This is a genomic window from Pseudomonas entomophila, from assembly GCF_029478665.1.
In the GTDB taxonomy this organism is placed as follows: domain Bacteria; phylum Pseudomonadota; class Gammaproteobacteria; order Pseudomonadales; family Pseudomonadaceae; genus Aquipseudomonas; species Aquipseudomonas entomophila_F.
The window spans coordinates 17,031-30,670 of the sequence record NZ_JARPQB010000022.1 but is presented as its reverse complement, the minus strand read 5'-3'; the positions used below and the strand labels follow the sequence as shown (position 1 = coordinate 30,670).

Sequence of the window (13,640 nt, the reverse complement as noted above, 5' to 3'; positions counted from 1 at the left end):
CAAAGCCCGCACTAGGCGGGCTTTGTGGGGTATTCCGTAGACAGTCATAGACTTCTGGAAACTGGTCTCTGGTGCCGGAGACAGGAATCGAACCTGCGACCTTCGCGTTACGAGTGCGCTGCTCTACCGACTGAGCTACACCGGCGTGTTGCGCAACGTACCATTGCCGTGTCCGTTACGCAAACCTCTGTTTCACCTCACTTTCACGGCGCCTTGCAGCCATTCGGCGCGAGGTCTTCCTCCACCGTGGTCACGCAGCTCCACCCGGCCTGGGTGCGGGCCAGGGTCACAGTCTTGCCCAGCACATTGGCCGGTGCGTCGGCCAGGGTGCAGGCGATGCTGGCGCTGCCGTCGGCCGCCGTGCCGCTGGCGGTGATCGCGCAATGGGCGGTGGCGGGCTGGCCGCTGAGGCTGGCGACGTCGGGTACGTCCTTGCCTTCGTTCAGGCGGATGTCCATCGGCGTTTTCAGCGCGGAGATTTCCAGCAGCGCTGCAGCGGCTTTGGCGCGGGCCTGGTGGTTGGTGTACATGGGGATGGCGATGGTCGCCAGGATGCCGATGATCGCGACGACGATCATCAGTTCGATCAGGGTGATACCTCGTTGCCCTTTCATGAACGGTCTTCCTTCGTAATACATGGAGGCGCGGTCGGCGCATTGCATCTTGGGTTGCGCCCCGGCCGGCAGGCGCGCAGTAGGCCTGAACCGACACCTTTTGTCACCCCTGCACGGCAGGGCGTCATCTTCGCTGAACTACTCTAGTGAGCGTCATGGAAACGCGCCCGCCCTCGGGCCCGGCAAGCTGTTACGGGGCTTGTCGCCGCACTGCAAAGGACCTTCACATGCCACCGTCTACCCGCCTCTACGCCTGGGAGGGCATTGATGCCTCCGGCGCTCGTCAACACGGCCAGCAATCGGGGCGCAGCCCGGCATTCGTGCAGGCGTGGCTGCAACGCCAGGGTATCCGGGCCACGCGGGTGAGGTTGGCGGGTGGGTTGCGCTGGCGTTGGCCGCAGCGGGCGGGCAAGCCGGATGCGGCGGGGTTCAGTCGGCAGTTGGCGACTTTGCTGACGGCGGGGGTGCCGTTGCTGCAGGCGTTCGAGGTGATGGCGCGCAGCACGGTGGACAGCGGCATGGCGGCGTTGCTTGGGCGGTTGAAACAGGATGTAGCGGCGGGGTTGGGCTTGGCGGATGCCTTGCAGCGCCACCCGGCGTGGTTCGATGCGCTGTACTGCAACCTGGTGCGGGTGGGGGAGCAGTCGGGCACGTTGGACCGGCAGTTGGAGCAGATGGCGGGGATGTTGGAGAAGCGCCAGGCGCTGCGGCAGAAGGTGCGCAAGGCGATGCTGTATCCGGCGTTGTTGCTGCTGACCGGGCTCGGGGTGGCAGCGTTGTTGCTGCTGGAGGTGGTGCCGCGGTTCCAGGGGCTGTTTGCCAGTTTTGACAAGGCGCTGCCGGCGTTCACCCAGTGGGTGATCGATTTATCCACAGGGCTGGGCAATCACGTGGGGTGGCTGCTGCTGTTGATAACTGTGTCGGGGGTTGGCGTGCGGGAGGTTTATCGGCGGCATCTGCCGGCGCGCCTGTGGATAGTGCGCTGGGGGTTGCGAGTGCCGGTGGTTGGCACCTTGCTCGGGCAGGCGGCGTTGGCGCGGTTTGCGCGCAGCCTGGCGACTTCCTATACCGCAGGGGTGGCGTTGCTGGATGCGCTGGCAACGGTGGCGCCGGTCAGTGGCAACTGCCTGCATGAGCGGGCAATCCTGGCGTTGCGCCAGGGCGTGGCCAATGGGGCAAGCCTGCAGCAGGCGATGGAGGCGGACGGGCTGTTCCCGCCGCTGCTGCGCCAGCTGGTGGCGGTCGGCGAGGCCAGCGGTACCCTCGACACGATGCTGGACAAGGCCGCGCTACATTACGAAGAACAGGTGAGCCAGGCGCTGGAGCAGTTGACCACGCTGCTGGAGCCGGCCATCGTGCTGATCCTCGGGCTGCTGGTGGGGGGCCTTGTCGTGGCGATGTACTTGCCGATCTTCCAGTTGGGTAGCCTGATCTGAACATGAATGCCTGGGCCGTAATCGTCGATCATCCGCCGTTCTTTTATGCCCTGGCCGCGGTGCTGGGGTTGCTGGTGGGCAGTTTTCTCAATGTGCTTGTGTACCGGCTGCCGGTGATGCTCGAGCGCCAGTGGCAACGGGAGGCGCAGGAGGTGCTGGGGCTGCCGCAGGCCGAGCACGAGCGCTTCGACCTGTGTTTGCCGGCGTCGCGTTGCCCCCACTGTCAGCGCCCGATCCGGGCGTGGGAAAACATTCCGGTGTTGAGTTACCTGGCCTTGCGCGGGCGTTGCGCGGGGTGCAAGGCGCGGATCAGTGCGCGTTATCCACTGGTGGAACTGGCCACCGCCCTGCTGTCATTGCTGGTGGCCTGGCATTTCGGGCCGGGCATGGCGGCGCTGGCGGTGATGCTGCTGACCTGGGGGCTGATCGGCTTGAGCCTGATCGATGCCGACCACCAGTTGCTGCCGGATGTGCTGGTGCTGCCGCTGTTGTGGCTGGGGCTGGTGGTCAATGCCTTCGGGCTGCTGGTGCCGCTGGCCGATGCGGTGTGGGGGGCGGTGGCGGGTTACCTGAGCCTGTGGGCGGTGTACTGGGTGTTCAAGCTGGTGACCGGCAAGGAGGGCATCGGCTTTGGCGACTTCAAGCTGCTGGCCATGCTGGGTGCCTGGGGCGGTTGGCAGGTTTTGCCGCTGACCTTGATGCTGGCCTCCTTGGTGGGGGCGCTGATCGGGCTGACGCTGGTGCGTTTGAAGCGCACGCAAATGGGCGCTGCGTTGCCTTTCGGGCCTTATCTGGCCATTGCGGGGTGGATCGCGGTGCTCTGGGGTGATGAAATAGTCGCCTCATACCTGCAACTGCTTGGAACCTGATGAGCACAGCGCCTTTCACCCCCTGGATTCTCGGCCTGACCGGCGGCATCGGCAGCGGCAAGAGCGCCGCCGCCGAGCGCTTCGTCGAGCTGGGCGTGCACCTGGTCGATGCCGACCAGGCTGCACGCTGGGTCGTCGAGCCGGGGCGCCCTGCCCTAGCCAGCATCGTCGAACGCTTCGGCCCGGGCGTATTGCTCGAGGACGGCCAGCTCGACCGTGGCGCCTTGCGCCAGCTGATCTTCGCCGACCCTGCGCAACGGCAATGGCTGGAGCAGCTGCTGCACCCGCTGATCGGCCAGGAGATCTTCAGCTACCTGGCCAAGGCCGAGACGCCCTACGCGGTGTATGTGTCGCCGCTGCTGATCGAGTCGGGGCAGTTCAGCAAGATCCAGCGCATCCTGGTGATCGATGCCCCTGCCGAGCTGCAGGTGCAGCGCACCCTGGCCCGTGACAACACCAGCCCGGAACAGGTGCAGGCGATTCTCAAGGCCCAACTGGCCCGGGAAGAGCGCCTGCGCCATGCCGATGACGTGGTGGTCAACGATCGTGACCTGCAATCGCTGCACGACGAAATCGACCGCCTGCACCACTTTTACCTGACTTTGCGAGGAGGCCAGCCATGAGCCAGCCGATGACCGTTGAATGCCCGACCTGTGGGGCGCCTGTGGAATGGGGGGAGAAGAGCCCGTTCCGGCCGTTTTGCTCGGACCGTTGCAAGTTGATCGACCTGGGGGCCTGGGCGGCCGAGGAGCACAAGATCGCGGGGGCGGAAGAGTCCGAGGATGAGCTGTATTCGGGGGATCTGGAGCCGCGGCATTGAGGAAGGCGCTTTTGGAGCGCTGATTGGTTCGACGTTCTTGGGGCCGCTTTGCGGCCCTTTCGCGGCACAAGGCCGCTCCTACAGGGGAATGCGATCGCCTGTAGGAGCGGCTTCAGCCGCGATGCAGGCGCCTCGGTGTTTGGCACCCGCTTTGCGGGTGATCGCGGCTGAAGCCGCTCCTACAAGACAAGAAGTGGTGCCAGCACCACCGTTATCGCCCCGGGAACAGAGGTTGTGCCAGATCAATGGGTTATTCGTCCTTCCAGGGCGCCTGCAGATAGCGGCTGCGGTTGAAGGTCTCCAGCCACTCGGGGCAAAACACCACCAGGGCACTGATCACGGTGCCGTTGATGAACGCCTCGGGGAACATCATCAGCCACAGGTAGCCAACAAAGTCGCTGAGCCACTCCGGCATGGCGAACCGCTCGTCCATCCACAGCAACCCCAGCCCGGCCGCCAGGCACACCAGCACGGTCAGCGCGGCGGGGAAGAACCCGGAACAGAAGATATATACGAACAGGTTGCGCGGCTGGGCGCGCTCGACCAGGAGTGCGCACACCTCGGTGACCAGCACCGGCAAGCCGACGATCAGCAGGCCGTTGACGCCAATGGCGGCAAGGTCCTGGCGGCCGAGCAGCAACAAACCAAGCTGGGCAAGAAAACCACCGAGGATCGCCAACGGCCAGTCCAGCAGCAGGGTGACGGCAGTCATGCCGATGAAGTGGTACGACACGCCAGTGTCGAAATCGCGCCGCACCAGCCACAACACGAACAGGCAGAACACAGTGCCAAACAGCAAGTGCTGGCGGCGAGTGTCGGTGAACAGCTCCACCCAACGGGTACGGCTGGCAGCCCAGATCAGCAGGGGCACGTAACCAAGCCAGCCAAGGGTGAGGCTGGTGCTGGACAAGACCTGTGCGCTGATCACGTAAGCAATATCCCTGTTGATCCTGTGGGCAAGCCTGAGTCTACACCCATTCTCCCTTCCGTCCGGTTGCTATAGGCTGGCACCTCCTTTCGCTGCAGGACGCATCACCGATGACCGAAGGAATCAACCTGCCCTTGCTGCTGGGCGCGCTGTTCAGCGCCATCGCGGGGGTACTGCACCTGATGGTCATCGCCGTGGGGCCACGCTGGTATCGCCTGTTCGGCGCGGGCGAACGCATGGCCCGGGCCGCCGAACAAGGGCGCGCCTACCCTGCCCTTGTCACCCTGGTTATCGCGGCGGTACTGCTGATCTGGGCCGCCTACGCGCTGTCGGCGGCCGGGGTGATCGCGCCACTGCCGTTGCTGCTGCCGATCATCTGCCTGATCACCCTGGTATACCTGGCCCGTGGCCTGCTGGGCCCGCTGTTGCTGGCCGGCACCGGGCGCAGCCAGCGTTTCATCGCGGTCAGTTCGGCCATTTGCGTGGGTGGCGGGCTGCTGCACCTGTTCGGGGTCGTCCAGCAATGGCTGGTGCGGGGCTGATTCCCACGCACAAACAGCATCTTACCGTCATCAATTAGCGACTAAGCTTGTCCCCATGGATGACTCAGACTACCTGCGCCTGCTTACCATCCAGGCCGAACAAGCCAATGCGTTCCTGTCCAATGCCCGCAAATGGGAACGCGAGCGTTGGGTCTGCCAGCGCCTGCTGCAGGGGCTGAACATTCCCTACCGCAGCGAGGACTTCACCCCGGCCGGGCAAGAGCCGCCAGATGTGCTGTTCCGCGACGCGGCGTTCGAGGTGTTCTTCGTGCTCGACGAGGGCCGCCGCCTCAACGATGAGTGGCGCGAGGAGCTGCAACGGCGGCGCAGCGCGTTTTCCCTGGCCCAGCTGGTACGCCGCGAGCAGCGGCCCCGAAGGATCAGCGCCCAGGAACTGCTGGCGCGCCTGGCCCCCACATTGCGCAAGAAGTCGCACAACTACCGTGAACGCGGGCTGGACCTGGGCGAGCTGGACATCATCGCCTTCGCCAGCCTCAAGCGCGAGGTGCTCGACCTCAACAGCCATTTCCCGCCGCCCACCGAGTACCTGCGCCAGGGCTGGCGCTCGCTGTCGCTGGTGGGGCCGACTTTCGCCCGGGTGCTGTTCGCCCACCCGGACGCGCCGGATTTCCTGCGCGGCAACCTGGGGCGCAGCATCGTGTTCGACGTCGGGATCAGTCTTTGATCCAGTGCCGGGTGTCTTTGCGATCACGTACACTCGGCGCCAGGGATAGAAAGCATTATCATTCGACCTATGCGTTTGCGTGAGCGCTGTAGCGTTTACGCATCCACCAACGTCTATCTGACGAGGCCCACCATGACCAGCCGCCTGAATCCTGAAGATCAGCGTCGCGTCGATGAGTACTTGAGTGCCCCCCAGCATCGTGTCGAGCGCAGGCCTTTCCGGCCATTGCTGCTCCTGTTGCTGGTGGTGGCCGTGACCATCGGTCTGGGCCTGTTGAGCCGCCTGCTGAGTGGACTGGTGCTATGAGCTGCCTTGCGCTCGCCCTCCCCTCGTGCCGGACGCGGCCGGGCCTTGTGCCCACGAATTCCGTAAAACTTGTGAGATATCCCCATGACTCATCGCATCGTGATTGTCGGCGGCGGCGCCGGCGGCCTGGAACTGGCGACCCGCCTGGGTAAAACCCTGGGCAAGCGCAAACAGGCCGAGATCACCCTGGTTGATGCCAACCTGACGCACATCTGGAAGCCACTGCTGCATGAAGTGGCGGCCGGCTCGCTGAACTCTTCGGAAGACGAACTGAACTACGTGGCCCAGGCCAAGTGGAACCACTTCAACTTCCAGATGGGGCGCATGAGCGGCCTGGACCGCGAGAGCAAACTGATCCAGCTGGCCGCGACCCTCGACGACGAGGGCCGCGAGCTGCTGCCTGCGCGCACCATCGGCTACGACAGCCTGGTGATCGCCGTGGGCAGCAACACCAACGACTTCGGCACCTTGGGCGCGGCGCAGCACTGCCTGTTCCTCGACAGCCGCAAGCAGGCCGAGCGCTTCCACCAGCAACTGCTCAACCACTACCTGCGCGCCCACGCGGGCGATGTGGCCAGCGAGAAGATCAGCGTGGCCATCGTCGGTGCCGGCGCCACGGGTGTTGAGCTGGCGGCCGAGCTGCACAACGCCGCCCATGAACTGGCGGCCTATGGCCTGGACAAGATCCAGCCGAAGGACATGCACATCACGATCATCGAGGCCGGCCCACGGGTACTGCCAGCGCTGCCGGAGCGCATCAGCGTGCCGGTGCACAAGACCCTGGAAAAGCTGGGCGTGACAGTGATGACCAACGCTGCGGTCAGCGAAGTGACCGAGGATGGCCTGAAAACGGCGGCCGGCGAAGTGATCCAGGCCAGCCTGAAGGTGTGGGCGGCGGGCATTCGCGCGCCGGGCTTCCTCAAGGATATCGATGGCCTGGAAACCAACCGCATCAACCAGCTGGTGGTGCGCCCGACCCTGCAGACCACCCGCGACGACAATATCTTCGCCTTCGGCGACTGCGCCGCCTGCCCGCAACCGGGCAGCGACCGCAACGTGCCGCCACGGGCCCAGGCCGCGCACCAGCAGGCTTCGCTGCTGGCCAAGAGCCTGAAGGCGCGCCTGGAGAACAAGGCGCTGCCAACTTATGAGTACAAGGATTACGGCTCGCTGGTGTCGCTGTCGCGCTTCTCGGCGGTGGGCAACCTGATGGGTAACCTGATGGGCAGCGTGAAGCTGGAGGGCTGGTTGGCGCGGATGTTCTATGTGTCGCTGTACCGGATGCACCAGATGGCGCTGTATGGGTTCTTCCGCACGGCGATGATGATGCTGGGCAGCAAGATTGGCCGGGGCACCGAGCCGCGTCTGAAGCTGCACTGAGGCTTCAAGATCCTGGGGCTGCTGCGCAGCCCTTTCGCGGCACAAGGCCGCTCCTACAGGGGGACGCGATCGCCTGTAGGAGCGGCCTTGTGCCGCGAAAGGGCCGCATAGCGGCCCCAGCGATTCAACGCACCACGCGATACGTGCTCTGCACGAAGCCACTCTCGTAGCTGGTCGTTCTCATGTGCTGCAACAGCACATCCTTCGCCAACCCGCCAAACAACGGAATCCCCTGCCCCAGCAGCACGGGAATGCGGGTAATGGTCAGCTCATCCACCAACCCCTCGCGCAAGAACCCCTGGATCAGCTTGCCGCCATCCAGGTACAGGCTCTTCGCGCCCGTGGCCTGCAAATGCTCGAGCAAGGCCGGGATCGGCCCGGGATGCAGCTCGACCCGCTCGGGTGAATGTTGAGGCAACGCGGGCAAGGTGCTGCTGACCACCACGACGCGCACATCAGGATAAGGCCACTGGCCAAAGGTCATGACCTTGTCGAAGGTGCCGCGCCCCATCACCAGCGTATCGACCCCCGCCATGAACCCGGCATAGCCATGGTCGTCGGTGGATTGGGTGGCGCCCATCAGCCAATCGAGGCCGCCGTCTTCACGGGCTATGTAGCCATCCAGGCTGGTGGCGATGAAAACACGGGCTTTGAGGGACATGCGCGGCGCTCCTGCGGGCAGAAGCCACAGGGTAGCAAGGGCGGGGAGATGCCACACCCAAAAAACGCGGGCAAAAGAAAAAGGGCATCTCATTCGAGATGCCCTTTTTACATGGTGGGTCGTGTAGGATTCGAACCTACGACCAATTGGTTAAAAGCCAACTGCTCTACCAACTGAGCTAACGACCCGGAAAATGGTCGGGGTGAGGGGATTCGAACTCCTGACATCCTGCTCCCAAAGCAGGCGCGCTACCGGACTGCGCTACACCCCGAGATTGGCTCCGCGACCTGGACTCGAACCAGGGACCCAATGATTAACAGTCATTTGCTCTACCGACTGAGCTATCGCGGAACTGAACTTCGGTACATCTTTACTGCTTCGAAGTCTGTGTTAGCTTCGAACTCTTTAGCTGCTTCGCTTTCGCGTTGTCGCTGCTGAGGCCGGCTATTCTACATTCTTCGTTTTGCTTGTCAACCACTTTTTTTCATTCAACTTACTGATTTGTAAGTTGTTTTGCGATCTCCGATGTTGCTGGTGATTCGCTCAGTGCCTGACAGCGGGGCGAATATTAGGGGCACTCTGGATTTTGTGCAAGCATTTTTTTCAAAAATTTCAGCAAGTTATCTGGAAAGCCCGAAAAGCCCCGGTTTTTCTGGGCTTGTGCGGGCCTCATCGCGGGTAAACCCGCTCCTGCAGGTCTCAAGGCCTGTAGGAGCGGGTTTACCCGCGATGAGGCCCGCACAGGCAAATATGCAAAAAAAGCCCCGCACATGCGGGGCTCTTCATTGATTGCCGTGATCAGGCAAAGACGATCTCATCGCCCTCCACCTTCGCGGTGATCGCCGCGCCAGGCAGGAACTCGCCAGCCAGGATCAGTTGCGCCAGCGGGTTCTCGATCCAGCGCTGGATCGCACGCTTGAGCGGCCGTGCGCCATACACCGGGTCGTAACCCACGGCGATCAACTTGTCCAACGCCTCCGGGCTCAGGCTCAGCGACAGCTCGCGCTCGGCCAGGCGGCCGCGCAGGCGACCCAGCTGGATCTCGGTGATGCCGGCGATCTGCTCGCGGCCCAGTGGCTCGAACACCACCACTTCGTCGATCCGGTTGATGAACTCCGGACGGAAGTGCGCACCCACCGCATCCATCACCGCCGCGCGCTGTGCCTCGCGATCACCGGCCAGTTCCTGGATCTGCGCCGAGCCCAGGTTGGAGGTCATCACGATCACCGTGTTGCGGAAGTCCACGGTACGGCCGTGGCTGTCGGTCAGGCGGCCGTCTTCCAGCACCTGCAGCAGCACGTTGAACACATCCGGGTGGGCCTTTTCCACCTCATCGAGCAGCACCACCGAGTACGGCTTGCGACGCACGGCTTCGGTCAGGTAACCGCCCTCTTCATAGCCCACATAGCCTGGTGGAGCGCCGATCAGGCGAGCCACGGAGTGTTTCTCCATGAACTCGGACATGTCGATGCGCACCATCGCCTCTTCGGTGTCGAACAGGAACTCGGCCAGCGCCTTGCACAGCTCGGTCTTGCCCACCCCGGTCGGGCCGAGGAACAGGAACGAGCCGCTGGGGCGGTTCGGGTCGGAAAGCCCCGCACGGGAACGGCGCACGGCGTTGGCCACGGCGGTCACCGCCTCGTCCTGGCCGATCACCCGCTCATGCAGCAGGCTTTCCATCTTCAGCAGCTTCTCGCGCTCGCCTTCGAGCATCTTGGCCACCGGGATGCCGGTCCACTTGGAGACCACTTCGGCGATCTCTTCCTCGGTCACCTTGTTGCGCAGCAACTGGTTCTCGGTCTTGCCGTGCTGGTCGACCATCTGCAGGCTGCGCTCCAGGTCCGGGATCACCCCGTACTGCAGCTCGGCCATGCGGCTGAGGTCGCCCTTGCGGCGAGCGGCTTCCAGCTCCTGGCGGGCCTGTTCGATCTTCTGCTGGATCTGCGCCGAGCCCTGCACCTCGGCTTTTTCCGAGGCCCAGATCTCTTCGAGGTCGGCGTACTCGCGCTCCAGGCGGTCGATTTCCTCGGTCAGCTTCTCCAGGCGCTTCTTCGCCGCTTCGTCCTCTTCTTTCTTCAGCGCCTGGGATTCCACCTTCAGCTGGATCAGGCGACGGTCGAGGCGGTCGAGCACTTCAGGCTTGGAGTCGATCTCCATGCGGATGCGGCTGGCGGCTTCGTCGATCAGGTCGATGGCCTTGTCCGGCAGCTGGCGGTCGGTGATGTAGCGGTGGCTCAGCTTGGCCGCGGCAATGATGGCGCCGTCAGTGATGGCCACCTTGTGGTGCACTTCATAACGCTCTTTCAGGCCGCGCAGGATGGCAATGGTGTCTTCCTCGCTCGGCTCTTCGACCAGCACCTTCTGGAAGCGGCGCTCGAGGGCGGCGTCCTTCTCGATGAACTGGCGGTACTCGTTGAGCGTGGTGGCACCGACGCAGTGCAGCTCGCCACGGGCCAGGGCCGGCTTGAGCATGTTGCCGGCGTCCATGGCGCCCTCGCCCTTGCCGGCGCCAACCATGGTGTGCAGTTCGTCGATGAACAGGATGATCTGGCCTTCCTGCTTGCTCAGTTCATTGAGCAGGGCTTTGAGGCGCTCTTCGAACTCGCCGCGGTACTTGGCGCCCGCGATCAGCGCGCCCATGTCCAGGACCAGCAGGCGCTTGCCTTTCAGGCCATCCGGCACTTCGCCGTTGATGATGCGCTGGGCCAGGCCCTCGGCGATGGCGGTCTTGCCCACGCCGGGCTCGCCGATCAGCACCGGGTTGTTCTTGGTGCGGCGCTGCAGCACCTGGATGGTGCGGCGGATCTCGTCGTCACGGCCGATCACCGGGTCCAGCTTGCCCTCTTCGGCGCGCTTGGTGAGGTCGACGGTGTACTTGTCCAGGGCCTGGCGCGACTCCTCGGCGTTGGCGTCGTTCACCGCCGCGCCGCCGCGCAGGTTGTTGATGGCGTTCTCCAGGGCCTTCTTGCTCACGCCCTGGCCGAGCAGCAGCTTGCCGACCTTGCTGTTCTCGTCCATGGCGGCGAGCAGCACCAGCTCGCTGGAGATGAACTGGTCGCCCTTCTGCTGGGCCAGGCGGTCGGCCTGGTTGAGCAGGCGTGCCAGGTCCTGGGACATGTTCACGTCGCCGGTGGGGTTCTGGATTTTCGGCAGTTGGTCGAGCTCCTTGGTCAACGCCTTGCGCAGGCTGTTGATGTCGAAGCCGACCTGCATCAGCAGCGGCTTGATCGAGCCGCCCTGCTGGTCGATCAGCGCCTGCAGCAGGTGCAGGGGCTCGATGGCCGGGTGGTCCATGCCCACGGCCAGGGATTGGGAGTCGGATAATGCCAGTTGCAGCTTGCTGGTCAGTCGGTCTATTCGCATGGGGGATACCTTCCTTTAAAGGGCAGGCGGAGCGATGGACAGCACCTGTAATGATGAACCTGCCTGAGATGACCAATAGATAAGGCTGATTCTGGAAGATTCAAGCGTAGCGGGGTTGACAGGCGTCAGCAGGCGGGGGAATGGCTGGGGGCGCTTTGCGCCCCTTTCGCGGCTAAAGCCGCTCCTACAGAGGATTGCGCTCCTCTGTAGGAGCGGCTTTAGCCGCGAAAGGGCTGCAAAGCAGCCCCCGGCGTCCTTACGGCTGCAACCAGACCAACGAAGCGAAACGCCCACCCTGCGGGGTGCGGCGATAAGAGAAGAAGCGCGGGTCGCTGACCGTGCACAACCCACCGCCATAAACAGCCGTGACGCCGCGCGCCGCCAGGCGAATGCGCGCCAGCTTGTAAATGTCGGCCATCAGCTTGCCCGGACGCTCGCCCGCCACGAAGGCATCAGCCGCTTCAGGATGCACGGCCGTAAAGGCATCGCGTACTTCCAGGCCGACTTCGAACGCCCGCGGCCCAATCGCCGGCCCCAACCACACCAGTACCTCTTCAGCCGGCAGGGCCAGGCGCTCGAGGGTGGCTTCCAGCACGCCACCGGCCAACCCCCGCCAGCCGGCATGGGCAGCCGCTACACGGGTGCCCGCACGGTCGCAGAACAACACGGGCAGGCAGTCGGCGGTCATCACGGTGCAGGCGATGCCGGGCTGGTCGGTCCAGCTGGCGTCGGCTTCGGCGACCACGGTGGGGTCGGCGTCGGCCACCACCAATCCATGCACTTGCTTGAGCCAGGCGGGCTGGATGGCGAACTCATCGCTGAGGCGGCGACGGTTCTCGGCAACCGCCTGCGGGTCATCGCCCACATGGTCGCCGAGATTGAAAGATGCGTAGGGCGGCAGGCTGACGCCGCCCTCGCGGGTGGTGACGCAGGCGCGAACCGAGGCCGGAGCCGGCCAGTCGGGGATGATCAGCGACTGCGTCAGGCCGCTCATCCGATGAAGCTCTCGCGGTCATCGTTGAGCAGCGACAGCAGCCAGAGGAAATCGTCCGGCAGCGGCGAAGCCCATTCCATGCGTTCACCGGTGGTCGGGTGGTCCAAGGCCAGGAAGCGCGCATGCAGGGCCTGGCGCGGGAAGTTCTTCACCGCCTCGACCATGGCCACGCTGGCGGCCGGTGGAATGCGGAAGCGCACGCCATACGTCTGGTCGCCGACCAACGGATAACCGACATGCGCCATGTGCACGCGGATCTGGTGGGTGCGGCCGGTTTCCAGCTTGACCCGCACATGGGTGTGCGAGCGGAAGCGCTTGAGCACGCGGTAGTGGCTGACGGCCGGCTTGCCGCCGTCAGTGACCGCCATGCGCTGGCGCTCGCCACCATGGCGGCCGATCGGGGCGTCGATCTTGCCACCGGCGATCACCACGCCGACCACGATGCACTCGTAGATGCGGCTGACCGAACGCTTCTGCAACTGGTCGACCAGGTTGGTTTGCGCCTGCAGGGTCTTGGCCACCACCATCAGGCCGGTGGTGTCCTTGTCCAGACGGTGCACGATACCGGCGCGCGGCACGTTGATGATGTCCGGCACATGGTGCAGCAGGGCATTGAGCAGGGTGCCGTCGGGGTGACCGGCCGCCGGGTGGACCACCAGCCCGGCGGGCTTGTTGATCACCAGGATCTGGTCGTCTTCATAGACGATGTCCAGCTCGATGTCCTGGGCCACCCATTCGCCCTGGGCTTCCTGCTCGGCCTCGAGGGCGAGGATGGAGCCAGTGTGGACGGTGTCGCGCGGCCGCAGCACCGCGCCATCGACGGTCAGGCGGCCATCTTTGATCCACGATGACAGGCGCGAGCGCGAGTACTCGGAGAACAATTGGGCGGCGACCTGGTCGAGGCGTTGGCCGCCCAGTTCGGACGGGACCTCTGCGCTAAGTTGAATGATCTCGGACATGCTCGAATCGACGGGCGTTCAGCCTTTGGTTTCGGCTGCGCGCTTGTGGTTAAATACGGCTTCTTTTGCCCCGGGGTTTGGCC

Annotated in this window: 14 protein-coding genes and 4 tRNA genes; 8 read left to right on the top strand and 10 right to left on the bottom strand. The window is 64.3% G+C overall.

Features of this window, described 5'->3' with window-relative positions; genetic code table 11:
• Positions 1 to 69 precede the first annotated feature (69 nt).
• Both P5705_RS13015 and P5705_RS13010 read right to left on the bottom strand, forming a co-directional pair.
• Positions 70 to 145: transfer RNA gene (locus tag P5705_RS13015), tRNA-Thr, on the bottom strand.
• 58 nt (positions 146 to 203) lie between these two features.
• Positions 204 to 614 carry a pilin gene (locus P5705_RS13010; RefSeq protein WP_277461245.1) on the bottom strand — a complete coding sequence of 137 codons (411 nt, stop codon included), beginning with the start codon at positions 612 to 614 and terminating at the stop codon, positions 204 to 206.
• 227 nt (positions 615 to 841) lie between these two features.
• Here P5705_RS13010 and P5705_RS13005 point away from each other — a divergent pair, with 227 nt between their 5' ends.
• Genes P5705_RS13005 through yacG form a run of 4 tightly spaced genes read left to right on the top strand, consistent with a single transcriptional unit; the run spans position 842 to position 3,739 of the window.
• Positions 842 to 2,050 (top strand): type II secretion system F family protein, encoded by a 1,209-nt coding sequence (locus P5705_RS13005; RefSeq protein ID WP_277461244.1) that lies wholly within the window; start codon positions 842 to 844, stop codon positions 2,048 to 2,050.
• A gap of 2 nt (positions 2,051 to 2,052) precedes the next feature.
• On the top strand, positions 2,053 to 2,919 hold the full coding sequence (locus P5705_RS13000; RefSeq protein WP_277461243.1) for a prepilin peptidase: 867 nt from the start codon (positions 2,053 to 2,055) through the stop codon (positions 2,917 to 2,919).
• A complete protein-coding gene (coaE, locus tag P5705_RS12995) occupies positions 2,919 to 3,542 on the top strand; it encodes a dephospho-CoA kinase (RefSeq protein WP_277461242.1) in 624 nt (207 codons plus the stop codon). The genes P5705_RS13000 and coaE overlap by 1 nt, the downstream gene beginning before the upstream one ends.
• Positions 3,539 to 3,739, top strand: a complete 201-nt coding sequence (yacG, locus tag P5705_RS12990; protein WP_232857355.1) for a DNA gyrase inhibitor YacG — start codon at positions 3,539 to 3,541, stop codon at positions 3,737 to 3,739. Before coaE ends, yacG begins: the two co-directional genes overlap by 4 nt.
• A gap of 250 nt (positions 3,740 to 3,989) precedes the next feature.
• Here yacG and P5705_RS12985 read toward each other — a convergent pair whose 3' ends face one another.
• Positions 3,990 to 4,667 (bottom strand): energy-coupling factor ABC transporter permease, encoded by a 678-nt coding sequence (locus P5705_RS12985; RefSeq protein ID WP_277461241.1) that lies wholly within the window; start codon positions 4,665 to 4,667, stop codon positions 3,990 to 3,992.
• 110 nt (positions 4,668 to 4,777) lie between these two features.
• Between P5705_RS12985 and P5705_RS12980 the strand changes: the two genes are divergently transcribed.
• The 4 genes from P5705_RS12980 (at position 4,778) to P5705_RS12965 (ending at position 7,580) form a co-directional block, all read left to right on the top strand.
• On the top strand, positions 4,778 to 5,209 hold the full coding sequence (locus P5705_RS12980) for a hypothetical protein (RefSeq protein ID WP_277461240.1): 432 nt from the start codon (positions 4,778 to 4,780) through the stop codon (positions 5,207 to 5,209).
• A 55-nt stretch (positions 5,210 to 5,264) separates the two neighbouring features.
• A complete protein-coding gene (locus P5705_RS12975; protein WP_028689889.1) occupies positions 5,265 to 5,894 on the top strand; it encodes a DUF1780 domain-containing protein in 630 nt (209 codons plus the stop codon).
• A gap of 132 nt (positions 5,895 to 6,026) precedes the next feature.
• Positions 6,027 to 6,200 (top strand): DUF3094 family protein, encoded by a 174-nt coding sequence (locus tag P5705_RS12970; RefSeq protein ID WP_110991747.1) that lies wholly within the window; start codon positions 6,027 to 6,029, stop codon positions 6,198 to 6,200.
• 84 nt (positions 6,201 to 6,284) lie between these two features.
• A complete protein-coding gene (locus P5705_RS12965) occupies positions 6,285 to 7,580 on the top strand; it encodes an NAD(P)/FAD-dependent oxidoreductase (protein WP_277461239.1) in 1,296 nt (431 codons plus the stop codon).
• A gap of 124 nt (positions 7,581 to 7,704) precedes the next feature.
• Here P5705_RS12965 and P5705_RS12960 read toward each other — a convergent pair whose 3' ends face one another.
• From P5705_RS12960 to rluD, 7 genes are all read right to left on the bottom strand, one after another.
• On the bottom strand, positions 7,705 to 8,241 hold the full coding sequence (locus tag P5705_RS12960; protein ID WP_277461238.1) for a dihydrofolate reductase family protein: 537 nt from the start codon (positions 8,239 to 8,241) through the stop codon (positions 7,705 to 7,707).
• 112 nt (positions 8,242 to 8,353) lie between these two features.
• Positions 8,354 to 8,429 (bottom strand) — tRNA-Lys (locus P5705_RS12955).
• Positions 8,430 to 8,435: 6 nt separating this feature from the next.
• Positions 8,436 to 8,512 (bottom strand) — tRNA-Pro (locus tag P5705_RS12950).
• A 4-nt stretch (positions 8,513 to 8,516) separates the two neighbouring features.
• Positions 8,517 to 8,592, bottom strand: a tRNA-Asn gene (locus tag P5705_RS12945).
• 447 nt (positions 8,593 to 9,039) lie between these two features.
• A complete protein-coding gene (gene clpB, locus P5705_RS12940; protein ID WP_277461237.1) occupies positions 9,040 to 11,604 on the bottom strand; it encodes an ATP-dependent chaperone ClpB in 2,565 nt (854 codons plus the stop codon).
• A gap of 256 nt (positions 11,605 to 11,860) precedes the next feature.
• Positions 11,861 to 12,598, bottom strand: coding sequence for a peptidoglycan editing factor PgeF (gene pgeF, locus P5705_RS12935; protein WP_277461236.1), 738 nt, complete (start codon positions 12,596 to 12,598; stop codon positions 11,861 to 11,863).
• Positions 12,595 to 13,557 carry a 23S rRNA pseudouridine(1911/1915/1917) synthase RluD gene (gene rluD / locus P5705_RS12930; RefSeq protein WP_277461235.1) on the bottom strand — a complete coding sequence of 321 codons (963 nt, stop codon included), beginning with the start codon at positions 13,555 to 13,557 and terminating at the stop codon, positions 12,595 to 12,597. The genes pgeF and rluD overlap by 4 nt, the downstream gene beginning before the upstream one ends.
• Positions 13,558 to 13,640: the final 83 nt, after the last annotated feature.

Excerpts from the sequence above, each read along its gene's own strand:
- P5705_RS13010 (WP_277461245.1), bottom strand. The coding sequence starts at position 614 with ATGAAAGGGCAACGAGGTATCACCCTGATCGAACTGATGATCGTCGTC.
- P5705_RS13005 (WP_277461244.1), top strand. The coding sequence starts at position 842 with ATGCCACCGTCTACCCGCCTCTACGCCTGGGAGGGCATTGATGCCTCC.
- P5705_RS13000 (WP_277461243.1), top strand. The coding sequence starts at position 2,053 with ATGAATGCCTGGGCCGTAATCGTCGATCATCCGCCGTTCTTTTATGCC.
- coaE (WP_277461242.1), top strand. The coding sequence starts at position 2,919 with ATGAGCACAGCGCCTTTCACCCCCTGGATTCTCGGCCTGACCGGCGGC.
- yacG (WP_232857355.1), top strand. The coding sequence starts at position 3,539 with ATGAGCCAGCCGATGACCGTTGAATGCCCGACCTGTGGGGCGCCTGTG.
- P5705_RS12980 (WP_277461240.1), top strand. The coding sequence starts at position 4,778 with ATGACCGAAGGAATCAACCTGCCCTTGCTGCTGGGCGCGCTGTTCAGC.
- P5705_RS12975 (WP_028689889.1), top strand. The coding sequence starts at position 5,265 with ATGGATGACTCAGACTACCTGCGCCTGCTTACCATCCAGGCCGAACAA.
- P5705_RS12970 (WP_110991747.1), top strand. The coding sequence starts at position 6,027 with ATGACCAGCCGCCTGAATCCTGAAGATCAGCGTCGCGTCGATGAGTAC.
- P5705_RS12965 (WP_277461239.1), top strand. The coding sequence starts at position 6,285 with ATGACTCATCGCATCGTGATTGTCGGCGGCGGCGCCGGCGGCCTGGAA.
- P5705_RS12960 (WP_277461238.1), bottom strand. The coding sequence starts at position 8,241 with ATGTCCCTCAAAGCCCGTGTTTTCATCGCCACCAGCCTGGATGGCTAC.
- clpB (WP_277461237.1), bottom strand. The coding sequence starts at position 11,604 with ATGCGAATAGACCGACTGACCAGCAAGCTGCAACTGGCATTATCCGAC.
- pgeF (WP_277461236.1), bottom strand. The coding sequence starts at position 12,598 with ATGAGCGGCCTGACGCAGTCGCTGATCATCCCCGACTGGCCGGCTCCG.
- rluD (WP_277461235.1), bottom strand. The coding sequence starts at position 13,557 with ATGTCCGAGATCATTCAACTTAGCGCAGAGGTCCCGTCCGAACTGGGC.